General features: G+C 40.9%; 24 protein-coding genes and 1 other RNA gene. 16 read left to right on the forward strand and 9 right to left on the reverse strand.

Annotated features, from left to right (window positions below; all coding sequences use genetic code 11):
• Together FGG15_RS00330 and FGG15_RS00335 are read left to right on the forward strand one after the other, a co-directional pair.
• Positions 1-810: a M48 family metallopeptidase gene (locus FGG15_RS00330; RefSeq protein ID WP_138832039.1), complete on the forward strand. Its 810-nt coding sequence runs from the start codon at positions 1-3 to the stop codon at positions 808-810.
• Between the two features lie 96 nt (positions 811-906).
• The gene (locus FGG15_RS00335; RefSeq protein WP_138832041.1) at positions 907-2,238 is read left to right on the forward strand and encodes an MFS transporter; all 1,332 of its coding nucleotides are present in this window, start codon (positions 907-909) and stop codon (positions 2,236-2,238) included.
• A gap of 53 nt (positions 2,239-2,291) precedes the next feature.
• Here the strand turns inward: FGG15_RS00335 and FGG15_RS00340 are convergent, their stop codons facing one another.
• From FGG15_RS00340 to FGG15_RS00355, 4 genes are read right to left on the reverse strand one after another with little or no spacing between them, the layout of a single operon-like run.
• On the reverse strand, positions 2,292-3,017 hold the full coding sequence (locus FGG15_RS00340) for a head GIN domain-containing protein (protein WP_138832043.1): 726 nt from the start codon (positions 3,015-3,017) through the stop codon (positions 2,292-2,294).
• A 30-nt stretch (positions 3,018-3,047) separates the two neighbouring features.
• Complete coding sequence (locus tag FGG15_RS00345) at positions 3,048-4,139, reverse strand: DUF4097 family beta strand repeat-containing protein (RefSeq protein WP_138835325.1); 1,092 nt, start codon at positions 4,137-4,139, stop codon at positions 3,048-3,050.
• A complete protein-coding gene (locus FGG15_RS00350; RefSeq protein ID WP_138832045.1) occupies positions 4,120-4,680 on the reverse strand; it encodes a DUF3379 domain-containing protein in 561 nt (186 codons plus the stop codon). Before FGG15_RS00350 ends, FGG15_RS00345 begins: the two co-directional genes overlap by 20 nt.
• Positions 4,681-4,682: 2 nt before the next feature.
• Positions 4,683-5,240: an RNA polymerase sigma factor gene (locus FGG15_RS00355; RefSeq protein ID WP_138832047.1), complete on the reverse strand. Its 558-nt coding sequence runs from the start codon at positions 5,238-5,240 to the stop codon at positions 4,683-4,685.
• Positions 5,241-5,455: 215 nt separating this feature from the next.
• Here FGG15_RS00355 and lon point away from each other — a divergent pair, with 215 nt between their 5' ends.
• Together lon and cmk are read left to right on the forward strand one after the other, a co-directional pair.
• The gene (gene lon, locus FGG15_RS00360; protein WP_138832049.1) at positions 5,456-7,906 is read left to right on the forward strand and encodes an endopeptidase La; all 2,451 of its coding nucleotides are present in this window, start codon (positions 5,456-5,458) and stop codon (positions 7,904-7,906) included.
• Positions 7,907-7,955: 49 nt separating this feature from the next.
• On the forward strand, positions 7,956-8,648 hold the full coding sequence (gene cmk / locus FGG15_RS00365) for a (d)CMP kinase (protein ID WP_138832051.1): 693 nt from the start codon (positions 7,956-7,958) through the stop codon (positions 8,646-8,648).
• Positions 8,649-8,773: 125 nt separating this feature from the next.
• Here cmk and FGG15_RS00370 read toward each other — a convergent pair whose 3' ends face one another.
• The gene (locus FGG15_RS00370; protein WP_138832053.1) at positions 8,774-9,490 is read right to left on the reverse strand and encodes a hypothetical protein; all 717 of its coding nucleotides are present in this window, start codon (positions 9,488-9,490) and stop codon (positions 8,774-8,776) included.
• Between the two features lie 370 nt (positions 9,491-9,860).
• Between FGG15_RS00370 and FGG15_RS00375 the strand changes: the two genes are divergently transcribed.
• Positions 9,861-11,327 (forward strand): MBL fold metallo-hydrolase, encoded by a 1,467-nt coding sequence (locus FGG15_RS00375; protein ID WP_237561784.1) that lies wholly within the window; start codon positions 9,861-9,863, stop codon positions 11,325-11,327.
• Between the two features lie 54 nt (positions 11,328-11,381).
• On the forward strand, positions 11,382-12,269 hold the full coding sequence (locus FGG15_RS00380; protein WP_138832057.1) for a GlxA family transcriptional regulator: 888 nt from the start codon (positions 11,382-11,384) through the stop codon (positions 12,267-12,269).
• A gap of 96 nt (positions 12,270-12,365) precedes the next feature.
• Here the strand turns inward: FGG15_RS00380 and FGG15_RS00385 are convergent, their stop codons facing one another.
• Positions 12,366-13,619, reverse strand: a complete 1,254-nt coding sequence (locus FGG15_RS00385) for an erythromycin esterase family protein (protein WP_237561707.1) — start codon at positions 13,617-13,619, stop codon at positions 12,366-12,368.
• 154 nt (positions 13,620-13,773) lie between these two features.
• Complete coding sequence (locus FGG15_RS00390) at positions 13,774-14,154, reverse strand: LysM peptidoglycan-binding domain-containing protein (protein ID WP_138832061.1); 381 nt, start codon at positions 14,152-14,154, stop codon at positions 13,774-13,776.
• Positions 14,155-14,423: 269 nt separating this feature from the next.
• Here FGG15_RS00390 and rpsA point away from each other — a divergent pair, with 269 nt between their 5' ends.
• The 9 genes from rpsA to FGG15_RS00440 all read left to right on the forward strand — a co-directional run bounded on the left by rpsA (position 14,424) and on the right by FGG15_RS00440 (position 23,298).
• Positions 14,424-16,262, forward strand: a complete 1,839-nt coding sequence (rpsA, locus tag FGG15_RS00395; RefSeq protein WP_138832063.1) for a 30S ribosomal protein S1 — start codon at positions 14,424-14,426, stop codon at positions 16,260-16,262.
• 114 nt (positions 16,263-16,376) lie between these two features.
• Positions 16,377-16,916 carry a bifunctional pyr operon transcriptional regulator/uracil phosphoribosyltransferase PyrR gene (gene pyrR, locus FGG15_RS00400; protein ID WP_138832065.1) on the forward strand — a complete coding sequence of 180 codons (540 nt, stop codon included), beginning with the start codon at positions 16,377-16,379 and terminating at the stop codon, positions 16,914-16,916.
• A 6-nt stretch (positions 16,917-16,922) separates the two neighbouring features.
• The gene (locus FGG15_RS00405; RefSeq protein WP_138832067.1) at positions 16,923-17,846 is read left to right on the forward strand and encodes an aspartate carbamoyltransferase catalytic subunit; all 924 of its coding nucleotides are present in this window, start codon (positions 16,923-16,925) and stop codon (positions 17,844-17,846) included.
• Positions 17,847-17,850: 4 nt separating this feature from the next.
• A complete protein-coding gene (locus FGG15_RS00410; protein WP_138832069.1) occupies positions 17,851-18,183 on the forward strand; it encodes a ribonuclease Z in 333 nt (110 codons plus the stop codon).
• Between the two features lie 27 nt (positions 18,184-18,210).
• Complete coding sequence (locus tag FGG15_RS00415; protein ID WP_138832071.1) at positions 18,211-19,116, forward strand: ribonuclease Z; 906 nt, start codon at positions 18,211-18,213, stop codon at positions 19,114-19,116.
• 58 nt (positions 19,117-19,174) lie between these two features.
• Complete coding sequence (pdxH, locus tag FGG15_RS00425) at positions 19,175-19,822, forward strand: pyridoxamine 5'-phosphate oxidase (protein ID WP_138832076.1); 648 nt, start codon at positions 19,175-19,177, stop codon at positions 19,820-19,822.
• Positions 19,823-19,832: 10 nt separating this feature from the next.
• On the forward strand, positions 19,833-20,318 hold the full coding sequence (locus FGG15_RS00430) for a SixA phosphatase family protein (RefSeq protein ID WP_138832078.1): 486 nt from the start codon (positions 19,833-19,835) through the stop codon (positions 20,316-20,318).
• A 3-nt stretch (positions 20,319-20,321) separates the two neighbouring features.
• Positions 20,322-22,400, forward strand: a complete 2,079-nt coding sequence (gene ppk1 / locus FGG15_RS00435; RefSeq protein WP_138832080.1) for a polyphosphate kinase 1 — start codon at positions 20,322-20,324, stop codon at positions 22,398-22,400.
• A 10-nt stretch (positions 22,401-22,410) separates the two neighbouring features.
• The gene (locus tag FGG15_RS00440) at positions 22,411-23,298 is read left to right on the forward strand and encodes a Ppx/GppA phosphatase family protein (RefSeq protein WP_138832082.1); all 888 of its coding nucleotides are present in this window, start codon (positions 22,411-22,413) and stop codon (positions 23,296-23,298) included.
• Here the strand turns inward: FGG15_RS00440 and FGG15_RS00445 are convergent.
• Positions 23,295-23,876, reverse strand: coding sequence for a MiaE family protein (locus FGG15_RS00445; protein ID WP_138832084.1), 582 nt, complete (start codon positions 23,874-23,876; stop codon positions 23,295-23,297). The genes FGG15_RS00440 and FGG15_RS00445 overlap by 4 nt on opposite strands.
• 57 nt (positions 23,877-23,933) lie before the next feature.
• Entirely contained in the window at positions 23,934-25,670 is a 1,737-nt protein-coding gene (locus FGG15_RS00450) for a DNA polymerase III subunit gamma/tau (RefSeq protein WP_138832086.1), read from the reverse strand.
• A 107-nt stretch (positions 25,671-25,777) separates the two neighbouring features.
• Here FGG15_RS00450 and rnpB point away from each other — a divergent pair.
• Positions 25,778-26,075, forward strand: an RNA gene (rnpB, locus tag FGG15_RS00455) — RNase P RNA component class A.
• The last annotated feature ends 2 nt before the right edge of the window (positions 26,076-26,077 follow it).

Below are 26,077 nucleotides of genomic sequence, written 5' to 3' on the forward strand. Positions count from 1 at the left end.
ATGAAAAAATTTATTCTAACCGTAGCGGTTTTTGTGGCTATTACGGCCTGTAAGGTGAATCCGTTCACAGGGAAAAGTACGCTCAATTTTTACCCTAATAGCCAGATTTTCCCCATGGCATTTGCTCAGTATGATCAATTCCTGAATGAAAACAAGGTAATAACTGGCACTTCTGATGCCCAAATGATTACCAAGGTGGGACAGCGGATATCCACTGCCGCAGAACGATGGTTGGATGCCAACGGGTATCCTGGTTATTTGAAAGACTATAAATGGGAGTATAATTTGGTCAACGATGAAACAGTAAATGCTTGGTGTATGCCAGGAGGTAAGATCGTTTTCTATACCGGTATATTGCCCATAACACAGACAGAAACCGGAGTTGCAGTGGTTATGGGACACGAAGTGGCCCATGCTTTGGCCGATCATGGTGCACAACGTATGAGTGCCGGAATGTTGCAACAAATAGGAGCTGTGGCAGGTAACGTTGCCATCAAAGATCCTGAGAAACGAAATACGTTCAATCAAGCTTATGGATTGGGTTCTACGGTGGGGGTAATGTTACCATTTAGTAGAGGTCATGAAACTGAAGCAGATAGAATCGGCCTTCAAATTATGGCCATTGCAGGGTATAATCCTGATGAGGCGGCTGAATTGTGGAAGAGAATGAAGGCCAAGGCCGGAGGTCAGGCTCCACCTGAGTTTTTGAGCACGCACCCGTCCAACGATACAAGAATCAACAACCTTACGGTTTGGGCGCCGGCTGCAAAGCAGGAAGCCGCCAAGTATGGGGTAACAACATTTAAATAACCAATTGATAAACCAACATTTAATGTCATTTATAGTGCAAAGAAGATGTAAAAGTCTTCATCTGCTGCTGTAAATGACATTTTTATTTTAAAAGGTATGGCACGAGCATTGGCACTTAAAGGAAGCAAGAAATTGTTGAACGCTTGGGCCTTCTACGACTGGGCAAATTCGGTGTATAGCCTGGTTATTTCCTCGGCCATATTCCCTATTTTTTACGGGGCCTTGTTTAGGGTGGCGGAGATAGAAAAAGTGACCATTTTTGGTGGTGAAATAGCCCGGGCTCCCTTAATTAGCTACGTTACTTCACTTGCTTTTGTGTTTATTGCCATAGTGACTCCCTTGGTTTCTGGTATTGCCGATTATATGGGGAACAAGCGAATATTCCTTAAGTTTTTCTGTTATTTGGGGGCTGCTTCCTGTATAGGGTTGTACTGGTTTTCCCTTGAGAATATCTATTTCGGTTTGGTCTGCTATTTCTTTGGATTGGTTGGTTTTTGGGTAAGCTTTGCTATAAACAATTCCTACTTGCCCGATATAGCGTTTCCAGAGCAACAAGACGGCGTAAGTGCCAAAGGTTTTTCCCTTGGCTATGTGGGAAGTGTGATTCTACTCGTTTTTAATTTGGCCATGGTGATGCAGCCTGCTGTTTTTGGGATTACAGATAGTGGAGGCGAAGTGGCCGAAATCAAGGCCATGAAGTACTCCTTTATTTCAGTAGGTATTTGGTGGATTTTGTTTAGTCAGTATACTTTTTACCACTTACCTAAGGGATACAAACGAGAAGGGGAAAGAACCAATATAGTTCTCAATGGTTTTAGGGAGTTGAAGAGCGTTTGGAAACAATTGGGTGGCGAAACCCGATTGAAACGCTATCTGGGTGCTTTTTTCGTCTATAGCATGGCCGTACAGACCATTATGCTGATTGCCACTTATTTTGGTGAAGAAGAAATTGCTTGGGGAACGGATACGGAGCGAACCACCGGATTGATCATAAGTATTCTGGTGATTCAAATTGTGGCCATTGCCGGTGCTACGTTTACGGCCTATGCATCTAAGCTGTATGGGAATGTGAGAACCCTGATCGTAATCAACATTATTTGGATACTACTTTGTGTGTATGCCTATTTTCTGCAAACACCCATGGATTTTTACATAGCCGCTGGGCTAGTGGGGATTGTAATGGGAGGAATCCAGGCATTGTCAAGATCTACGTATTCCAAGTTTCTACCTGAAACCACAGATACTACATCTTTCTTTAGTTTTTATGATGTGGCTGAGAAAATAGGAATCGTTATTGGTACCTTTTTGTATGGCGCTGTGGCTCAACTTACTGGAAGTATGAGGAACAGTACCATCTTTTTGGGGCTTTTCTTTTTAATCGGGGTATTCTTATTGCTTAGGGTGAATAAGGTAAAGAAAAGACAATAAAAAAACCGGACATCGGCCCGGTTTTAAGTTTTTTGATTGGTAATAAACTCCTATTATCCTTTGGAAATATCTCCTGAGCCTGATGATTTGCTATTGATTTTTTTAGGATTCCCGCGGTAGCTGATATCTCCTGATCCAGATACACGTGCATCCAAGGACTGGTTAGCTGTAACTTTGATGTCAGCAGAGCCCGAAACCTGTGCGGTCACAAATTCCGCTTCCAAAGCATAAGCTTTTACATCTCCAGAACCGGAAACTTGAACGTTTAAGTCGGTAGTTTTTCCTTCTAAATTAATATCTCCTGAACCAGACAAAGAAGCATCCACACTTTCGGCCTCAATAGTCAGGGAAACATCTCCCGAGCCTGACATGCCCGCATGAAAGTCATCAGCTTTGATAGTAGTGCGGCTTACCACATCTCCAGAACCTGATAGGGAAACAGAGTTGATGTCCTCGATAGGTACCGTTACTATGATGCCCGAATTCCAGCTGGATGGTCTTAGATTAACCCCTCGTTCTTGTTTTACAACCAATTTGCCATTTTTGACTTCGGTTTTAATGTGCTCCAAAAGATTGGATTCCCCCTTCAAGGTAATTTCTCCCTCTTGCCCGGCAACCAGCTCTAAATCGAACCAGCCTGCCAAAGCAACGGCATCATATTCGCCTACAGAACGCTCTATGGTAACTACGTTCCCGTTCCCTTTTACTCGCTTTCCCCATTGGGCATTGGTCACTGCCACCATGGACAGCGCAAGTGTTAATGTGATTAGTTTTTTCATGATTGTGTTTTAATTTTTGTTTTTTGATTTTCAATTTTGATAAAAAGTAATCCCCCCGTAATCGGTGGTGATCAGTACAGTATTTCCAGAGTTTTCGGAACCGTAATATCCCTTATAGTACTTTTCACTGGATTTTTCCTTGCTAATGTTGATTTCGAATGCCTCCTTACCACTAACCCCAGCGTATTCCGCAGATATTTCAAAATCAAAGTGATAATCGGGGTGGTAGCCAATCTTCATTCCGGTGTAATCTGTTTTAATGTTGACGTCTCCAGCATCAGATGCCATTTGGTTAATTTTTAAGGAACCGTAATCTGAAGTAATACTCACATCTCCATGTACAGTACCCAATTTTACCCCAACATAATCCCCATTTCCAGATACATTGTTCACTTCGTTCACCTCCAAGGAACCATAATCACTGGCATATTCAAGGTTTTCCATCTCGCGTACCACACTATTGGTATAGTCGGCCTTGATAATTAAGTTGCCTGCTTTTTCTACGGTAAATCCGGAGTAATCCGCTATGATCTCTGCACTATTGATGTATTCAAAATTGGATCGTGAAGTATAATCAAATCTAAGTTCGTTGTTCCGCCCCCGTAATTCCCCAATATCTATTTTGCCGTAATCACAACTGATTTTCGCATGGCCATCTACACGGTCCAAATAAATGTTTCCGTAATCATTGCTAAGACTCACACTATTTTTTACCGGGATTTTTACTGTATAGTTAACCTGTACGCTCACGTTGTTTCGTCTGCCCCATTTCCAGCCCCAACTTTTTCCACGGTCACCAAACATGGTCCTGGCCGACACAAGGCTACTGCTATTTTCAAAATCCACATCAATTTCATCCAATCTATCCTGGACCTTTTCCTCGTTGTTGCCATTGGTCTTGATATGGACTTCCACTACCACCCTGTCTTCGTTCCAGGAGGTAATGTTTAGGTTGCCGTAGCTGTTGCGTACTTTAAATAGCGCATCTGAATTTACATTGAACTCCTTTTTAATAGTCTTTTCCTTGGTATACCTGCCTTTTAGTTTGCCATTATTGGCAACCAGCATCAGAGGAAGTAGAGCCAATGTCAAAAAGACATATTTATATCGTAATGTTTTCATCATAATGGGATTTTATATTCTTTATATTTTCAATATTGGACAGCACTTCTTTCAAAAGGTCTATCCGGGTTTGGAAGTTGGTTATCATGGCATTCAGGATAATTTTGCTGTTACCTCCGTTTACCAGTTCTTGTTCAAGGGTTTCGTAATCAGTTTCCAATTTTTCCAACTGAACTAAGGTATCGTCTACAAGTTGGGCAGTTTCAGGAGATTTTTCGTTCCGTAACTGTTGCACCTGTTCTTCAATGAGGTTTACGAAGTAAAATTCGGTCTGTGACACCTCCGGTGCAATTTCCACAACCTGTTCCTTTATACTGGGCTTGGTATTGATTACCTGAATGCCAAGTAAGCAGAGAAATGCAATGGATGCCGCAATGGAAAGTGGTTTCCACCAATTGGACTTTTTGGAATTCAAGTGGGTTACCCCTTTGGATTGATTCAATTTCTCCAAAAAACGATCTTGGTGGCCCATTTGGGGCTCCTCAAGGTCTAACTTCCCTTGAAGTCTTCCGAACAACTCTTCTAGATTATCCTTTTCCATAATCAAACGTTTATTGTCAATTTTTTTCTGAGGCTTTCTTTTGCCCTGGAAATTGTGGTTCTGCAATTAGCATAGCTAATGTTCATGATGTCACTGATTTCTTCATAATCGTACCCTTCAATTAAATGTAAGGTCAAAGAAACTCTGTAATTGTCTTTCAAACTTTTCATGGTCTCCATCACTTTTTGAGCCTTCAGTTCTGTATAACCATTGTGATCAAGATCAACTCCGTCATTATCTTCGACCTTGTACATTACATCATCCAAATCAACAGCTCTTGTTTTTTGCTGTTTTTTGTAATGATAGATGCTATTGTTTATCACAATACGTTTCAACCAAGCTCCAAAAGTGACGTCTCCTTTAAAAGTGTTCAGTTTCGTAAACGCATTCAAAAACGATTCCTGCATCACATCTTCAGCTTCGGCGGAGTCCTTTACAATCCTAAAGGCTGTGTTGTACATGGCCTTGTAATAGCGGTTGTAAACCTCCATCTGTGCACTAGATTTGCCTATTAAGCACGATTGAAGCAGCGCATCTATATGTTCATTTTGGTGGCTCAAAAAATGAATGGTTTGTCTTATAGAGGGATGAAATTATCAATTGTTACACTTTTTCTGAAATTTTAATTTTTAATGGCACAAGAATTGCCCTTGTAGCTAAGAATAAGGGTTCAAAAGCCTTGATATCACCCACTTTGAGTGTGATTTGTAGGTTTATAGCCCATAAATGGACTGAAGATATATGTCATTGATGACAAAATGACCGAAAATTAGATATGGGAGAGATAAAAATTTCAAGTTTAGACAATATATCCATGCAAGGTTTGGAGGAAGATGCCGAGTTGATACCCTTGCTAACCCCGGAAGATGAGGAGGAGATGAATCGGGAAATGCTACCTGAAACCCTTCCTGTGCTTCCGTTGCGCAATACCGTTTTATTTCCTGGAGTTGTTATACCCATTACGGCGGGTAGGGACAAATCCATTAATTTGATCAAGGATGCCAACAACGGCTCAAAGACCATTGGGGTAGTATCCCAAAAAGATGAGGAAACCGAAAACCCAGGGGTAGAGGATATCAATACTTTGGGTACTGTTGCAAGGATTTTACGGGTCCTACAAATGCCAGATGGGAACACTACGGTGATCATCCAGGGTAAAAAGCGTTTTGAGATTGCGGAGGTCATCACGGAGAAACCTTATTTTACGGCAACCGTGAGAGAAGCTTCGGAAGAACGCCCGGATGAGTCCAGTGAAGAATTTGCTGCTATCATTGATTCCATCAAAGAGCTGGCCTTTAAAATAATCAAGGACAACCCCAACATACCCAGCGAAGCCACCTTCGCCATCAAGAACATCCAGAGCAATTCCTTCTTGATCAACTTTGTTTCCTCCAATCTGAATTTGACGGTTGCTGAGAAACAAAACTTGTTGGAAATCCCTAATCTGCAAGATCGCGCTTTGACCACATTGAAGTACATGAACATGGAACTTCAAAAACTGGAGCTAAAGAATGACATCCAGTCCAAGGTGCGCAACGATATGGATCAGCAGCAAAGGGAATATTTCCTTCACCAACAGATGAAAACCATTCAGGAAGAATTGGGAGGAATTTCCTATGAAGAGGAAGTGGACGAGATGCGCGTCAAGGCCAAAAAGAAAAAATGGGATACGAAAGTAAAAGAGCATTTTGAAAAGGAATTGTCCAAAATGCAACGCATGAATCCCCAAGTTGCTGAATATTCCATTCAAAGGAACTATTTGGACCTGTTTTTAGATCTCCCCTGGAACGAGTTTTCCAAGGATAAGTTTGATTTAAAGCGGGCCCAACAAATCCTGGATAGAGATCATTACGGTCTGGAGGACGTAAAGCGAAGAATCATAGAATATTTGGCAGTCTTAAAGCTGCGCAATGACATGAAATCGCCCATCCTTTGCCTGTATGGCCCTCCTGGGGTAGGTAAGACATCCCTTGGGAAATCCGTAGCGGAAGCGTTGGGAAGGGAATATGTGCGTATGTCCTTGGGTGGACTCAGGGACGAGGCCGAAATCCGTGGTCACCGAAAAACCTACATTGGTGCCATGCCAGGTAGAATTGTACAAAGTTTGAAGAAGGCGGGTACTTCCAATCCAGTTTTTATCCTGGATGAAATCGATAAACTTTCAAACAGTCATCAAGGTGATCCTTCTTCCGCTATGCTGGAGGTTTTAGATCCTGAACAAAACAGCGAATTCTACGATAACTTTCTGGAGATGGGCTATGATTTATCCAAAGTGATGTTCATTGCAACGGCCAATAATTTGGGAACCATTCAACCTGCACTGCGGGATAGAATGGAGATTATCAATGTAACGGGTTATACCATTGAGGAAAAGGTGGAGATTGCCAAAAAGCATTTGCTTCCCAAGCAATTGAAAGAACATGGACTTTCTACCAAGGATTTGAAAATTGGGAAACCCCAATTGGAAAAAATCGTTGAAGGTTACACACGGGAATCCGGAGTTAGAAATCTGGAGAAACAATTGGCTAAAATGGTGCGCTATGCAGCCAAATCCATTGCGATAGAAGAGGAATACCATATAAAGGTAACTAACGAAGATGTGGAAAAGGTATTGGGTCCCGCACGTTTGGAACGGGATAAATACGAAAACAACGATGTTGCCGGTGTAGTAACCGGTTTGGCCTGGACTAGTGTTGGTGGCGACATTCTGTTTATCGAGTCCATTCTTTCCAAAGGAAAAGGAACCTTAAACATTACAGGAAACTTGGGCAAAGTAATGAAAGAGTCCGCCACAATTGCCATGGAGTATATCAAGTCCAATTCCGATTTGTTTGGAATTAACCCTGATGTGTTTGACAAATACAACGTGCACATCCACGTGCCTGAAGGTGCAACGCCAAAGGATGGTCCCAGTGCGGGAATTACCATGTTGACTTCCTTGGTTTCCTTGTTTACGCAACGAAAGGTGAAGAAGAGCTTGGCCATGACAGGGGAGATAACACTTCGTGGAAAGGTACTTCCCGTTGGTGGAATCAAAGAAAAAATCCTGGCTGCAAAAAGGGCAAGAATCAAGGAAATTATTCTATGCGAGGATAACCGTAAGGACATTGAGGAAATCAAACAAGATTATCTCAAAGGTCTTACGTTCCACTATGTGTCGGATATGAGTGAGGTCATCGACATTGCTGTTACCAGCAGAAAAGTAAAGAACGCAAAAGCACTCTAATTTAATTTAACGTACGGGAATTTCCTCCAATTCTATCTATTTTTGGGATATGGGAAAAATAACCATAGCCATAGATGGCTATTCTTCCACCGGAAAGAGCACCATAGCTAAAAAATTGGCCAATGCGCTTAACTATATTTACGTGGATACTGGTGCCATGTACAGGGCAGTTACCCTTCATGCATTGAACAATAACTACTTGGGTAGTGAAGAAGATATTCCGTCCTTGATTGCCGATTTACCCAAGATTGATTTAAATTTTGTTCCCAACCCAGCATTGGAGATGTCGGAAATGTTCTTGAACGGGAAAAATGTTGAAAGGGAAATTAGAGCTATGGAAGTGTCTAGGCATGTGAGCAAGGTGGCTACCATTCCCGAAGTACGGCATAAGCTAGTAGAGATGCAACAACAAATGGGAATGGACAAAGGTCTAGTTATGGACGGAAGGGACATTGGAACGGTGGTTTTCCCGGATGCGGAGCTGAAGATCTACATGACTGCCTCCCCAAAAGCTAGGGCCACACGGCGTTATAAAGAACTTTTAGATCGAGGGGAAATAGTATCTTATGAAGAGGTTTTGGAAAACGTCCAGAAAAGAGATTTTATAGATTCCACCCGAGAAGTCTCCCCTTTACGGAAGGCGGATGACGCCATAGAATTTGATAATAGTGATATGGGACTGGAAGAGCAGTTTGAGCGGGTTTATGCGAGTGCCAAAAGAGTGATTGCAAATCAGAAGTAGAAATTCCTCCCCAAAAGAGTTAGTTTTTTTGGTGCTCACCCATCGTTTTGTGTAAAATTCGTTTTAATGCATTTTTACATTGTGCTGTAAAGCTTTTTTTAACAAAAGCATCCTATAGCAATAGTTTATTTGAGTGAAATTCTAATCCTACATGGTTTAGTATTTTTAGAAAAATCTATATAGATAGGCCAAATTCCATCTTGATGAAGACCAAGACCTATAACCTTGTTTGATCCAAAGGCTAAATCACTCACATTGTTTTTTGATTCTTCTATGGAATATCTCAAGATATTTTTAGAAGAATGTGGTTCTGAAAAATACTGAAGACCGTACCAAAACCTTTTTTTTCTTTTGATTTTTTTAATGTATTCATCTGCTTTCTCAGATGGAATGCCAAACCATCCATAAACATTTCTTTTTTGTTCGAGGTCTAATTTATTAGCGATCTTCGAAGCATGACGGCCCCAACAAACTACATTAGCCAAACCGTCAACAGACGCTACACTCCAATTATTTATTAGACTTGAATCATAAATAATTAATGAGGTTGAATCTGTATAGAGTTCACCTATTTTTTCAGTAGAAGATATTTCTTCATCATTCAATTCAACAACGAGTTCGTCCCATTCTTGAAACTCGTTTTTTGATTTAATACCAAATACGTTGTACAATTTATTTTCAACAGCCGCAAAAAATAAATTGTATTCACCAAACTCGATAATACCATATTTATCTGTAACATCATCATTAATAAAGTCCTCACTATAATAGTCCATGGAGTCAAGATCTATTATTTGGAGTTTATTATTAGTAATTCTTATTTCACCTAACTTAGTTTTCATAGTAATGTTATAGTTTGGTACTGCTTTACAACATCAAGCTAAAAATTGTATGTAATGATTTTTTAGCATGCGATAAGTGAAGTTCAAACTTCTTACGTTTGGAATCCATTACAAATTGATGAATGCCCCTTTTGAGTTGACGGATGGGGAAAACGTCTTCCTTTTTTATAGATGCTGACTAACAGAAACGAGAATAAATGTTTGAAATCCACCTTTATGTGTCCTGGAGTAGGTTTCCGGTGTTCTTTAACTTGCAGTTTTGGCCATATCCGAGTATCATTTGTCCTTCTTTACGCTTGTTTTTTGAATAGTTTTAGCCTTTGGATAAATTGAAAATTCTATGATGTTCCATCGTAAATCTCTGGGGTTGATGCTACTCATTCAATGCCTACTTTCTTACTTTGCAATAGGTCAGGATATTTCCCATAAAAGGGATCAACAGCAAGCTGTGACATTATTTAAAAGCTTGAAGGAAGTTGAGCATTCAGAATGGTATAAAGGAGTTCAAAAAGTAAGCTTCACCTTAATAGGCTTGAACAATAACCCACGACAAGCTTATGATATGACCAAAAAGGTCAAAATTGAAGATTCCAAAGAAACTTTTATAGGTCATTGGTTCTACGACTTTGAAAATAAAAAATATAGGAACTACACCCGGGCATTATATCATGGTGGTCATGACCTTCGGTTTGAAGAACTCAATCATAAAGATACCTCCTATTACATAACCACTCAATTGAGGAAGTACAATTCAGCGAGCAACCCATTTGAAAATACTAAGGACGATTGTATGAATATCCCTGGTCTGTGGCTGTCCAAATTGGATGATGAAAATCTAGGACTGTCATATATTGGCAAATCTGAGCAGGGCCAAGAGATTATTGAGTTGACCTTTAATGGATTGAGGAGGAGACTTTACATCAATGATTCCAATATGCTTCAAAAGGTGAGCTGGGTGACCAATGACCTTATAAGGGGTAAGAGACAGAATACCATTTCTTATGGTAAAAGAATTAATTTGTACGGATTTAAGGTGCCTAATAGCATTGAAAAATATGTTGATGATGAGAAGCGACAGATAAGAACTATAAAACGAGTCCAGTCTGATAAATTGTTGGAAGATACCTTTAGATTGGATAAAGATTTATCCTTGTTTGATAAGGATTCATGGGTGTTGAAAGCCGTATCTAAAAATGTATTTCAATATCAGGGTCTGGGCGGGCAGCTCTACAATATTTCATTTGTTGTTTTTCCCAATTTTATATTGGTCTATGATGCCATACTTAGTCCTGGAATCACCAATAAATTCTTGGACTTAATAAAAAAGGATTTTCCCAATAAACCCGTAAAGTATGTGGTGCTGAGTCATAATCACACTGATCATGTTAGCGGGTTACGTGGATATAATTTAGAAGGGGTTACCGTATTGACATCCAAGAAAACCCAAGGTCGGGTAGGTCAGTACATAGCTGAAGAAAATCGAAAGTGTATGATAGAGACTATTGACCCGGGTAGGTCTAAGGGCATATCGGATGGCAACGTAGAGTTAACGGTGGAAAATGTTGGCAGGACTCCCCATGTGGATGATATGCTCTATGTTATAGTGAATTCGGATGAAGTTGTGATTGAGGCCGACAGTTTTTTTGAATTTTCACCATGGGGTGATATTTTCTGCTTTTTTTTGGATTGGGTCCGTGCAAATAAGCTGGATGATTTTACCATTATAGGGACTCACCTTAGACCTACTTCTTTCGAAGGGATTAAGCAGGCGAAGGAAGAATCATCTAAAGGAGTTTATCCAGAATACCTAAAAAAGCAAGGACTTTTGGATCAATAGGGTGTTGATCTTTATAAAGGAAAAGTTATCTTGAATTAATACTGAGAAACAAATATGTCAAAAACTGTATTTCTGTTGCTGCCCAGATTGCAGATTTTAGATTTGGCCGGTCCCGCTCAAGTCTATGATCAAGCCAATGATTCGGGTGCCAATTACGAAATCGAATTTGTGGGTGTATCAGATAGAATTGTTACGGCACAAGGACCTGTTTTTAGTGAACTACGGTATTTTGAGGAAGTTGAACTTAATAAGGGAGATACGCTTTTTATCCCAGGAACCAGGCCAGAACTGCTTAATCAAAACTATTACGACCAGCTGCCCAAAAGCCTTTGGGAGTGGTTGTGGTCACTTTACAATGAAGATGTAAGGATTTGTTCTGTCTGCACCGGCTCTTTTTTTCTTGCGGAAGCAGGACTTTTAAATGGGAAATCCTGCACAACCCATTGGACGTGTCAGGAAATTTTTCAGAAAAGTTATCGGGAGATCAATGTTATGCCCGATGTGCTATATACCAAAGAATTTCCTGTTTATACCAGTGCGGGAGTCGCCTCGGGAATAGATCTTTCCCTTGCACTTGTTGAGGAAGATTACGGACCCTATATAGCATCCGATGTTGCAGCTAAGTTGATTGTCTATTATAGAAGAAATCCTGAGGATCATCAAGTAAGTACCTATTTCAATTATAGAAATCATCCCTATGGGGGAATTCATAAAGTGCAGAACCTAATCACACGGTTTCCTAAAAGAAAGTTCAACTTGGACAGGTTAGCTGAGGAAGCAAACATGAGCTCGCGCAATCTGACCCGTAAGTTTAAAGAAGCAACGGGCGTAACCATTACTGAATTTAGTCAAATCGTAAAACTGGAATTGGCCAAAAACTTGATAAACTTTTCGAACAATACCGTGGATGAGTCCGCACGGCTTTCTGGCCTCTCAAATTAAAGAACCTAGGAAGGGTTTGGAAGAAAATTTATGGCGGAGCGCCTAGCGATATTCGTCAAATTTAGCCCGTATCACCTTAAAGTGATTTATGATTTTCTATTCCCTGACCGTGGGCGTAGTCGTTTCTATATAAAAAAGGCCATCAAAAATATTGGGCATTACAACAGAATTCTCACCAAAATTGAACAATCGGCATTTCTGTTCTTGTTTTAAAAGAGAACTTTCTTCCAAACCACCAAAATCAAGCATGGCGTAGGGCCAGCCTAAATTTTTAAAGGACTGTTCAATACTTGATTTAGAGGATTTGACTATCGACGTTTTTTTGTCATTCACAAAATTGATAAACTCACCGTCATATCCTGTAAAACCAATGGCATACATTTCGTCCTTGAACTCGTTTTTAAGAAAGTGGCCCATGGGCAGCGCAGGATCCAATCCTCTTGCAATATGAAAATTATGGGCCCAGATGATTATCTTTTTGTCCTTATAGGGATTATTCAGCAACCAACTCATGTTGCTGGCCATTTGTCGGTCACGGTCCATATCCGGAATGTCTCCCCAGTACCTTTTGGCCTGTGATTCGAGACTTAAAACAATTTGTCCCCAAAAAGCAGGATTGCTTAATACTGCAGTGTCATTGGATTTAAACTTATTCAGCTCGGATTTTAGAAGATCAATAACCTCATAAAATTTGGCTTTATCCTTTTTTGATGCGCTCCTATCCATTTTTATAATATCCCCAACCTTTCTCACAAAAACTTCCCAGTTATTATGGTTTTGAATTTCGGATTCATTTTGCGTTAGAAAAGTTTCTAAATTGGCTACTAAATTCTTTTGCGACTTTTCACCTGTATGCTGACTATCCATCCCACAGAATAACAAAGGTTTAGGGCCTTTTATTTGTTCATCCATATAACCAAACAGCGGCTTAACTTCTGTACTGGTGGCATACATATAAAACATGCTGCCTAAAACTTCATCTTCCATTGGGTTCCCCGCCAACATATTTCTACTTATTTCGGCGCAATCATACATGCCACTTTCAAAAGCCATGACCTCAAAGCCCATTTCCTGATGTAGAAACTTGATTAACCTAACCTTTGCTGAATAGGTTGAACCCCCACCATGGGATTGTTCGCCCAAAAGCACAATTCTGGAATCCCCAATGACTTTTTTTAAAGGTGTTAAGTCCGAAAAATCAGTGGCGTCAGGAGAAATGGACTGTATTTGAACCGCATGATCCGCGATTTGGGCAGATAGCGCCTGTGCATTGACCTTATTTTCACAAGACGAAAATAGCAGAGAGCAAATAACACCTACTATAAGTGGTTTCAAGTTAAATTTTACCATGACGTTTAGTTTCGAGATTGAATGATGCCCACAAGTTATAATTAATGGCATACAAAAGGCACGATCTTACATAAATAAAATCGTGCCTTTCAATAGGTTCCAGAAGCTTAAAACTTTCAATACCCAAAGTTTCGGAACAAATGCCTGTGGATTCTTATAGATTCGGAATCACCAATTCTTGATCAGGATGGATTAAATCCGGATTCTTTAAAATATTGGTATTGGCCTCAAAAATTTGCTTGTACTTCATGGCATCCCCGTAATAATGTTTGGCAATCTTGCTTAAGGATTCTCCGCTTTTTACTGTATGTCTGTGATAAACAGATTCATCGCCCACAGTGATATTGGCTTTGATATCCGAAGGACTTTGCCCTCCAATTTCCTTGATTTTATCCCAAATAACGTTCTTTTCATAAGGGGTAGCGGCCTCACCTTTGATTTTCAAAACGCCACCATCTTCCGACACGTCACCACCCTTGATTGCCAATTCTTGGCCCAAATCCAAAACTGCTTGATATTTTGCTTTTACACTCATAATGTTCTTTAATGTTTTAATGGTTAATATTAAGAAACAAGATATCAAATAAAGTCACATTTCAGATTAAATTTCCATGAATAATCCAAGGATTTGAAATAGTGCCAACAAGGGTTTGTAAAACAAGGAATTAATTGTATTTTTGCACTCCTTTTTTGGCGAACCACAAGAGAAGAAAGGGAACTGTTATAGAAACTAAATATTTATTAATCACTTTCACAGCATCGCCAAGCTCTTGAAAACTGTGGAATACAAATTTGTATCAGCACATGGCTGAAGAAAAAGCAAAAGTTGAGGTAGAGGAAACTACCGCGACTGTAGAAGTTAAAGAAGAGGTTCAAACCCAACAAGATCCCCAAGAATTTTTGGACAACTTTGACTGGGACAAATACGAAGAGGGTATTGAGAAGGTTGAAGACAGCAAATTAAACGAGTTTGAGAAACTTGTTGAGGAGAATTTTGTGGATACTGCCGATGAGGAAGTAGTTCAAGGATCCGTAGTTCACATGACGGACCGTGAAGCTATCATCGATATCAACGCAAAATCCGAAGGAGTTATCTCCCTAAACGAATTTCGTTATAATCCAGATCTTAAGGTAGGGGACAAAGTTGAGGTTCTAATAGATATACGTGAAGACAAAACCGGTCAATTGGTATTGTCGCACAGAAAAGCAAGAACCATCATGGCATGGGATCGCGTAAATGCTGCCCATGACAAAGAGGAAATTGTTACCGGTTTTGTAAAATGCAGAACCAAAGGTGGTATGATCGTGGATGTATTTGGAATCGAGGCGTTCTTGCCTGGATCTCAAATTGATGTGAAGCCAATTCGCGATTACGACCAGTATGTAGGGAAGACCATGGAGTTCAAGGTGGTGAAAATCAACCACGAGTTCAAGAACGTTGTGGTTTCCCATAAAGCACTTATCGAAGCTGATATTGAAGAGCAGAAGAAGGAGATCATCGGTCAGCTTGAAAAAGGTCAAGTATTGGAAGGTGTGGTCAAAAACGTTACATCTTACGGGGTTTTTATCGACCTTGGTGGTGTAGACGGATTGATTCACATTACCGATCTTTCCTGGAGCCGTATCAACCACCCGAACGAGGTTGTTGAGTTGGATCAGAAATTGAACGTTGTAATCCTTGACTTTGATGACAATAAATCCAGAATCCAGTTGGGTCTTAAGCAATTGGAGAAACATCCATGGGATGCCTTGGGCGATGAGATCAAAATTGGAGACAAAGTAAAAGGTAAGGTAGTTGTTATTGCAGACTACGGTGCCTTTATCGAAGTTGCTGAAGGTGTTGAAGGATTGATTCACGTTTCTGAAATGTCTTGGTCTACCCACTTGAGATCTGCACAGGATTTCGTGAAAGTTGGAGATGAAGTTGAAGCGGTTGTGTTGACCTTGGATCGTGAAGATCGTAAAATGTCGTTGGGTATCAAGCAATTGACGCCAGACCCATGGACCGATATCACTTCCAAATACCCTGTGGGATCAAAACACAAAGGAATTGTTAGAAACTTTACCAATTTCGGAGTCTTTGTAGAAATGGAAGAAGGTATTGACGGATTGATCTATATCTCTGACCTATCTTGGACCAAGAAAATCAAGCATCCATCTGAGTTCGTTACCGTTGGTGACACTTTGGAAGTGGAAGTGTTGGAATTGGACGTGGAAGGACGCAAGTTGAGCTTGGGTCACAAGCAGACCACTGAAAACCCATGGGACAAATATGCTGATGAGTTTGCTGAAGGAACTATTCACAAGGCAGCTATCGCAGAGGTTGTTGACAAAGGAGCTACCATTAATTTCAATGAGGATATTGTAGGATTTGTTCCTTCAAGACACATGGAAAAAGAGGATGGTAAAAAACTTGGCAAAGGAGAAGAGGTTGATTTCAAGATCATTGAATTCAACAAGGACTTCAAGAGAGTTGTGGCAAGTCACACAGCCATCTTTAGAGAGCAAGAAGAACGCAATATCAGTGCTGCCAGAAGAAAGGCTGCAGCATCCGCAGAGGAGACCAAAACTACTTTTGGTGATGCCAATGCACAATTACAGGCGTTGAAGGATAAAATGGAAGCGGATTCGAAGAAAAAGTAATCCGGTTCTATTACCAAAACAAAGCCCCACTGGTAACAGTCGGGGCTTTTTTTGTGCCGTAATCTTTGGTAGAAATGTTTACTTTTGCATGCAACCCAGTTGGTAGCCTAGCAAATGAGCCAAAAAGTACTTCTTACCTCCAAAGAGATAAACATCATACTGCATCGTTTGGCTTGCCAACTGTTAGAAAATCATCTCGATTTTTCCAATACAGCTTTAATCGGAATACAACCCAGAGGGGTTTTTCTTGCAGAGCGATTGACGAAGATTCTTCGAGAAGATTATAAGGTGAAGAATATTGAGCTAGGTTTTTTAGACATCACTTTTTACAGGGACGATTTTGGTCGGGGCGACAAGACCTTGAAAGCCAACACCACCAAAATTGACTTTTTGGTGGAAGATAAAAACGTGGTCTTTATTGATGATGTGCTCTATACCGGGAGAAGCATTAGAGCTGCACTGACCGCAATCCAATCTTTTGGCAGGCCCTCTGATATTGAACTTTTGACTCTTATAGATAGAAGATTTAGTAGGCACCTGCCCATCCAGCCCAATTATAGGGGGCGACAGGTAGATGCCATCAATGAGGAAAAGGTCAAGGTAATGTGGGAGGAGAACGATGGGAAAGATGTTGTGTATTTAGTAAATAAATAATTTGAAATGAGCGAACTAAGTGTAGACCACTTATTAGGAATTAAGTATCTGAACAAGAAGGATATTGAGCTCATTTTTGAAACAGCAGACCACTTTAAGGAAGTCATAAACCGTTCCATTAGAAAGGTACCCACGCTCAGGGATACTACCATTGCCAACATTTTCTTTGAAAACAGCACCCGTACCAAACTTTCTTTTGAACTGGCGGAAAAAAGACTGTCCGCAGATGTTGTCAACTTCTCGGCTTCCCAGTCTTCGGTCAAGAAAGGGGAGACTTTAATAGATACCGTAAACAATATCCTTTCCATGAAAGTGGATATGGTTGTAATGCGTCATCCGAATCCGGGAGCAGGAATCTTTTTGTCAAAACACGTGGATGCTTCCATTATTAACGCCGGGGATGGTGCCCATGAACATCCTACCCAAGCTTTGCTGGATTCATATTCCATTCGAGAGAAATTGGGAGATGTGGGCGGAAAAAATGTGGTGATTGTTGGGGATATCTTGCACTCCCGTGTAGCACTCTCTAATATTTTCGCACTAAAGCTACAAGGCGCCAATGTAAAGGTATGTGGCCCAAAGACGCTGATTCCAAAGCATATTGAATCTTTGGGGGTACAAGTTGAGACCAATCTCAAGAAAGCACTGGAATGGTGCGATGTGGCCAATATGCTCCGCGTCCAAAATGAACGCATGGACATTAGTTATTTCCCATCCACCAGGGAATACACCCAACAATTTGGGGTGAACAAGGCTTTGCTTAATAGTCTGGACAAACAGATTGTGATCATGCATCCGGGACCTATCAATCGCGGGGTTGAAATCACCAGTGATGTGGCAGATTCAAATCAATCCATTATCTTAGAGCAAGTTGAAAATGGAGTAGCCATACGCATGGCGGTAATTTACTTGCTTGCGGCAAAAAAATAATATCATGATTTTTGATAAGGAAGGAACAACAACCATTGTTTTCCAGGAAAAGACCTCCCTTAAAACCTTCCTGGATAACTTGAGAAAAGGGTATCCCAAAATCAAGCACGATAACATTATCGTGAATTTGTTTTCGTTCAGTAAGCTGTCAGCTGGGAATGTTTTGGAGTTTTTGGATATTTCAAATGCACACAAAAACACCGGTAAATCATTTATCTTGGTCACGAACAAGGTTTCGTATGACGAAATTCCTGATCAAATAAGTGTGGTGCCAACCATTCAGGAGGCCAAGGATATTATTGAAATGGAAGAAATTGAACGCGATTTGGGAATCTAATGTTGAATGATAAATGTTAAATGGTAAATGAAAGTAACGATTCTTGGCTGTTATTCCGCCACCCCACGTACCTTTACCAACCCTACCTCCCAAGTTCTTGAAGTAAGAAATCACCTTTTCTTGATTGATTGCGGAGAGGGTACCCAGGTGCAGTTGAGGAAATACAAGATTAAGTTTTCCCGAATCAAACATATTTTCATTTCCCATTTGCACGGAGATCATTTTTTTGGACTTCCAGGCCTTATTTCCACCTTTAGGTTACTGGGCAGGGAATCCGAACTACATATTTACGGTCCTAAGGGGATCAAAGAAGCAGTGACCTTGTTTTTAAAACTAGGGGATTCTTGGACCAACTATCCATTGATTTTTCACGAGCTTGAATCCAAGGATACAGAGTTGTTGTTTGAAGATGATTCCGTAAGTGTGTCAACAATTCCATTGGACCATAGGGTATACACCAACGGCTTCCTTTTTAAGGAAAAACCAGCACCAAGAAAACTGGACGTAAAAGCCACGACCAAACATAATATTGATCGCAGCCAATTTAACAACATTAAAAACGGGGCCAATGGGAAAACTGCCAACGGGGTTGAGGTGGCAAACCAAAAACTCACTTTGGATCCACCGAATCCCAAGAGTTACGCCTTCTGCAGTGATACTGCATATAACGAAACTATCTTGCCCCTAATTGAAAATGTGGATGTGTTGTACCATGAATCCACCTTTTTGGAATCCGAATCAAGATTGTGTCAAAAAACCAAACATGCCACCGCCAAGCAGGCTGCCCAAATTGCGCATAAGGCTCAAGTTGGAAACTTGATTTTGGGACATTATTCTACCCGATATAAGTCCATCGACTTGTTCAAAGAGGAAGCCTTGGAGGTATTTCCCAGAGTGGCATTGGCCGATGACGGAAAATCTTTTGATATCTAGCCCTTCTGCCTTTCTATTCTGCCTTCTTTTGCTGAAATTTGTGTAGAACCTTGGGGATATGCAAGAAGACTTAAGCAGTTATCGCAAAACATACGAGAAAAGTAACTTGGTGGAAGATTCCATTAAGGAAAATCCGTTGGAGCAGTTTCAAAAGTGGTTTTATGAGATTGAGGCTGCTGGCGGCCCAGATGAACCTAACGCCATGACTATTTCCACCATCGGTTTGGATGGCTTTCCAAAAAATCGGGTGGTTCTGATGAAAAAATACACGCATGAGGGGTTTATTTTTTATACGAACTACAATAGCGAAAAGGGCCGGGCTATTTTGGCAAATCCTGAGGTGTGCCTTTCCTTTTTTTGGCCCAATTTGGAGCGGCAGGTGATCATAAAGGGAAAAGCTGAAAAAATTGCTGAAAACCTGTCGGACGGCTATTTCGAATCAAGACCTGCGGGAAGTCAACTGGGTGCCATAGTGTCGGATCAGAGTGAAGTTATTGGTTCAAGGGAAGTGTTGGAAAAGAAGCTTGCTGAACTGGAGAAAGAACTGGAGGGAAAAGAAATTGAAAGACCCAAGCATTGGGGCGGTTATTTGGTACGACCAGTTTCCATTGAATTTTGGCAGGGAAGACCCAACAGACTTCATGACAGAATTAGATATGAACTTCAGGAAGATTTGAATTGGAAGATAGAACGGTTGGCACCATAAAGCGATTACAATGAAACAATTAATTCTGGTCAGGCATGGGAAATCGTCTTGGGAGTACGATGTTTCGGACAAAGACAGACCATTAAAAGAACGCGGGATAAGGGATGCTGGCTTGGTGTCCAATAAATTTGCTGAAAGTAATCTGTCAATTGATTTTGCTTTTTCAAGCCCAGCCAATAGGGCACTCCATACCAGTATGATCGTGCTAAGGAATATCGGTTTTGATTTAAGCAATTTTCAGGTCCAGGAAGCACTTTATGATTTTTCTGGTAACAGCGTCGCGAACTTTGTTCAGGGCTTGGATAACCAACACCAAACCGTCATGATATTCGGGCATAATTATGCCTTCACAACGCTTGCAAATACTTGGGGAGATCAGTATATTGATAACGTTCCCACGTCTGGACTGGTTCACATCAAATTCAACACGGATAGTTGGGATAAAGTAGCAAAAGGAACTTCAGAAACGATAATTTTTCCAAAACACCTTAAATAATTCATGATTAAAGTAAAGAACGAATACGTAAACAGGGAAATCAGTTGGTTGCATTTTAATGCAAGGGTACTTCAGGAAAGTGTGGATAAAAAAGTTCCGCTGATTGACCGGTTAAGGTTCTTGGGTATATTCAGTAATAATCTGGATGAGTTTTTCAAAGTGCGCTATGCAACTGTCAAACGCATTGTGGATGCTGGAAAAAAAGGAAAGAGTGTTTTGGGTGGTGAAAAGGCCAAGGATTTGTTGGAGGAAATCACCAAGATTGTTATTGAGCAGCAAACACGTAGTCAAGAAATTCTGGAAAATATAGAGGAAGAGCTTAAGGAGGAGAACATTTTTATCATCAACGAGAATGAGATTAATGAAAACCAGGCTGAGTTCATTCGGGATTACTTTTTCAAGAAGGTGAACCAGGAACTGATGACCATTATTCTTAATGATCTCACTGAATTCCCATTGTTAAAGGATACGGCTGCTTATCTGGCGGTAAAAATAGTCATGACCAAAAATGAAAATGGGGCCTCTAACAACAACAGATATGCACTTATTGAGATACCCAAAGGGATAGACCGGTTTATTGTGCTTCCCAAAGAAGGGGATAAAAACTACATCATTGTTCTTGATGACCTCATTCGCTTTTGTTTGGACAGTGTGTTTACCATGTTCGAGTTTGAGTCGATTTCCGCACATATGATTAAGATTACCCGAGATGCGGAGTTGGATATTGACAATGATTTGACCAAAAGTTTTATCCAAAAGATTTCTTCCAGCGTGGAGCATAGAAAAATAAGTGATCCCGTCCGCTTTGTTTATGACAAAAGTATAGACAAGGACACCCTTCAGTTTCTTAAAGAGAAGATGAACATTGTGGATACCGATAGTGTTATTCCTGGAGGGCGTTATCACAACCGTAGGGATTATATGGGATTCCCAAGTTTGGGGCGCGATGACCTTATGTACGAAAAAATAGAGCCATTACCTGTAAAGGGATTCAGTATGAACGGGAGTTTGTTGGAACTGATAGCCCAAAAGGACTACATGATCTATACACCTTATCATACCTTTTCCTATGTGACCAAGTTTTTACGGGAGGCAGCGTTGGACCCAAAGGTCAGGGCCATCAAAATCACGATTTATAGACTCGCGAATGATAGCCAAATAGCATCTGCATTGATCAATGCGGTCAAAAATGGGAAGCAGGTCACGGTACAAATTGAATTGCAGGCCAGATTTGACGAACAAGCCAATATCAAATATGCCAATCAGCTCCAGGCAGAGGGCATCCGCCTCATATTTGGTGTACCTGGGCTTAAAGTGCATAGTAAAATTTGTTTGGTTGAGCGGGAAGAGTCCGAAGGTATCAAAAGATATGGCTTCATTAGTACTGGAAACTTCAATGAATCTACTGCCAAAATCTATACGGACTATACCCTGTTTACCTCCCATGAGGGAATCCTAAAGGAAATGGCCAGGGTATTCGACTTTTTTGAAACCAATTACAAGATTCACAAGTACAAGCATCTGGTAGTTTCTCCACACTATACCAAGACCACCTTTATGAAACTCATAGATAATGAGATTGCCAATGCGCTGGTGGGCAAGGAAGCCTTTGTCAGGATTAAGATGAACAGTCTTACCTCTTACAAGATGGTGGATAAATTATATGAGGCAAGTAGGGCAGGGGTAAAAGTTCAGCTTATCATTAGGGGTGTATGTTGTTTGGTCCCTGGTGTTGATGGCATGAGTGAAAATATTGAGGCCATAAGTGTGGTGGACAAGTTTTTGGAACACCCAAGACTCTTCATTTTTGGTAATGAAGGAGATCCCAAAATCTATATTTCTTCTGCGGATTGGATGACAAGGAATCTTGATTTTCGGGTAGAGGTGGGCTGTCCTATTTACGATCCGGATATCAAACAAGAACTACTGGATACCTTCGATATTTCATGGAAGGATAACCAAAAGGCCCGAGTTTTTTCCGCAAATCAGGACAATGCATATCGTGAGAAAACCGCGGAAGACACCGAAACAAGGTCCCAGTTTGCCCTATATGATTATTACAAACAGAAACTAGAATCCTAATTCTTCCAAATTGATTATTCGCAAGCTGGCAGCGATTGATATTGGCTCCAATGCCGTTAGGCTATTGGTGCATAACGTTATTGAGCATGAGGATAAACCTCCAGCGTTCAAAAAAAGTGCCCTTATCCGTGTACCGGTCAGGTTAGGGGAGGATTCTTTTACCAAAGGGGAAATTTCGGAAAACAGCTTACAACGCCTGATCAAAACCATGAAATCCTTCGATTTACTGATGGATATCTATGGAGTTGAAAAATATATGGCCACTGCAACTTCTGCGTTAAGGGAAGCCAGAAATGGTGATGAAGTTGTTGCCGCGGTACTCCAAGAATCTGGGATTGGGATAGAGATTATTGATGGCAAAAAAGAAGCTGCCATCATCGCTTCCACCGATTTGAAGGAACTCATCAAAAAAGATAGGGCCTACCTCTATGTGGATGTGGGAGGGGGAAGTACGGAGTTCACCATATTTAGTAGCGGAGAGCTCAAAGTTTCAAAATCCTTTAAAATTGGTACGGTCAGAATTTTAGAAGACTTGGTGGAGGAGGAGTTGTGGGATGTTGTCCAAGATTGGATTTCGGCAAACTTAAAAGGGGAGACCAAAGTTGAGATTATCGGTTCTGGAGGAAACATCAATAAATTACACAAGATGTCCGGAAGGAAAATAGGTCAGCCCTTATCCTATATTTGGCTCAATGCCCAATATCATTTTTTGAACAGCATGGAGTATGAAGACAGGATTTCTGAGCTGGGGTTAAATCAGGACCGGGCGGATGTAATTATTCCGGCAGCCAAAATATTTCTATCGGCAGCCAAATGGAGTGGTGCCAAAAAAATTCATGTACCCAAAATTGGATTGGCAGATGGGATGATCAAGACGCTGTATTATCAGGAGAATTAACCATGCATGGTTTCCTTTTTGCCCAGATTTTTCATGAGTTCAGCTTCATAATCCAATAATTGTTGCCATTTTTCATCCACTTCCTCACGATTTCCATATTTACGTGCAAATTTTAGGAACATGGTATAATGATTGGCTTCACTGGCCATCAGACTTCTATAGAACTCAGATAGTTCCGCATCATTGATTTCTTCGGAAAGCAGTCTAAATCGCTCACAACTTCTTGCTTCGATCATGGCTGCATAGAGTAACTTATGTACAAGGTGTGTTTCCCTACTGCCCCCCTTTGGGAAGAACTTCATAAGTTCAATCACATATTCATCCTTGCGTTCCCTACCAAGCACCCAGCCTCTTTTTAGTATTTTGTCATGGACCATATTAAAATGTCCCATTTCCTCTCTTGCCAAAGCTGTCATTTCCTTGACCAATTCAGATTTTTCAGGGAACCCTATAATCAGCGAGATGGCCATACTGGCGGCTTTTTGCTCACAATATGCATGATCGGTAAGAATTTCTTCAATGTTCTTCTCCACAATATTTACCCATCTTGGGTCTGTTGGCAGCTTTAATCCCAGCATTGTTCTTGAATTTATTTTAGAGCGTAAAGATAATCGTATTCGCTAAAAGAGGCAGTCTTAAAAGTCTAGGTCAAACTCTTGGCGAAGCATGTCAATAGCCGGATTCTTTTCCCTAAGCTTTTCATATTTCTCCTCTGGCGTAAACGCAAATTTCTTGGCAACCTCCTCATTGACCGTGATGTACAAACTGATGGAATGGTTGTTCAGTTTTTGCTTCAGGTAATCCATCATGAGGCTTTGTTCCCGCTCGACTTCCTTTTTCATGGTGCCGTTGGGTAGCTCGATCCAGATGGTTTGCTCATCCTTGAGCTTGGGAATATCGCATTGAAGGTTACTTGCCAATATTTTACGACCCTTATCCTCCAAATGTTGCACAAAATCATTCCAATGGGCCTGCATGTCCGCTTCACTGAACTTTTCTTTGGGTAAATCTTCCTGATTTATGGCGGGTGCCTTAACGTTTTCATGCGCTTTCTTGGTTTGAATACTACGCAGTGATAAACCGGATACTCTTCTTTCAGGAGACTTTATATGGATTTTTGGAGCTGGGGTTGGTGATGGCGAAGATATCTCAGCCTTATCTTCAACCTCAGGTGATTCTGTTGGAACGGCCTCTGGTTCGGATACCTTTACCTCCTTTGCTTCGGGTTCTTGTTTTGGTACCGGAGCATCAATTCTTTCCTCAGTGGTTTTGAAGAAAAAAGCAGGGACTATGAAATCAAGGTTTTTTTTTTCTCCATTAAACGTAATGGAGGCCAATTTCATCAAAGTAAGTTCAACTAAAAGACGTTGGTTTTTGCTGCCCTTATACTTGAGGTCGCAATCGTTGGCAATTTCCAAGGCTCTCAACAAAAACTGCTGATCTGCCTTCTTCGCTTGATCTTTGTACTGCTGCTTTACATCCTCACCAACTTCCAATAAGGCATGGGTATCTTGATGCTGGCAAACCATCAAATCCCTAAAATGGGATGCCAAACCGGTGATGAAATGATGCCCATCGAATCCTAGGGACAACGTTTTATTGAGCAAGATCAACAAATCCGGGATGTTATTGTCCAAAATCAAATCAGTGGTGGAGAAATAGGTATCGTAATCCAGCACATTCAGATTTTCGGTGACCGCTTTTCGCGTCAATTCTTTCCCCGAGAAACTAACTACTCTATCAAAAATGGACAAAGCATCCCTCATGGCACCATCCGCTTTCTGCGCAATGATATGAAGTGCACTTTCTTCAGCTTCAATCCCTTGTTCTTCTGCTATATATTTCAGGTACTCCGCAGCATCCTTGACTGTAATCCGCTTGAAATTGAAAATTTGACAGCGAGAGAGAATTGTTGGAATAATCTTGTGCTTTTCAGTAGTGGCCAGAATAAAAATGGCATGCTTTGGAGGTTCCTCCAAGGTCTTTAAAAATGCATTGAAGGCTGACTGAGATAGCATATGTACCTCATCTATAATATAGACTTTGTATTTACCTACCTGTGGGGGTATGCGAACTTGGTCAATAAGACTTCGAATATCGTCTACAGAGTTGTTGGAGGCCGCATCAAGCTCAAAAATATTAAAGGCAAAATCCTCATCTTCCCGTTCCGTACCATCCTGGTTGATTTTTTTGGCCAGAATTCTGGCGCATGTGGTCTTTCCCACCCCCCTTGGTCCACAAAACAGCAAGGCTTGGGCCAAATGATTATTTTCAATGGCGTTGTCTAAAGTATTAGTAATGGCACCTTGCCCCACAACATCTTTAAAGGTTTGGGGTCTGTATTTTCGTGCCGATACTATAAACGGTTCCAAAGGGGTAAGGTTTTGCTTTACTACAAATATAAAAATAGGAAGCGGCAAAGAAATAGGGGGAGGTACTTCATCGCTTTTTTTTATTAACAATTGGTTTACCTTTGCCGCCAGCAGGCCACCTTATCGTCGCAATCCCTTTGGGATTGGGGAGGAAAGTCCGGACACCATAGTGCGGCATAGCGGGTAACGCCCGTCCGTTGAAAAACGAGGACCAGTGCAACAGAAAGCAAGTACAGTTAGGCTGTAGTGAAATCAGGTAAACTCTATGCGGTGAAACGTCACGTATACCAGTGTTTGAGGGCTGCACGCCCAAATTGGAGGGTAGGCGGTTAGAGCTTTTGGGCAACCAAATGCCTAGATAAATGATAAGGACATACAGAATCCGGCTTATGGCCTGCTTTTCTAAA

The sequence above is a fragment of the Flagellimonas algicola genome (assembly GCF_005937185.1).
Lineage (GTDB): Bacteria > Bacteroidota > Bacteroidia > Flavobacteriales > Flavobacteriaceae > Flagellimonas > Flagellimonas algicola.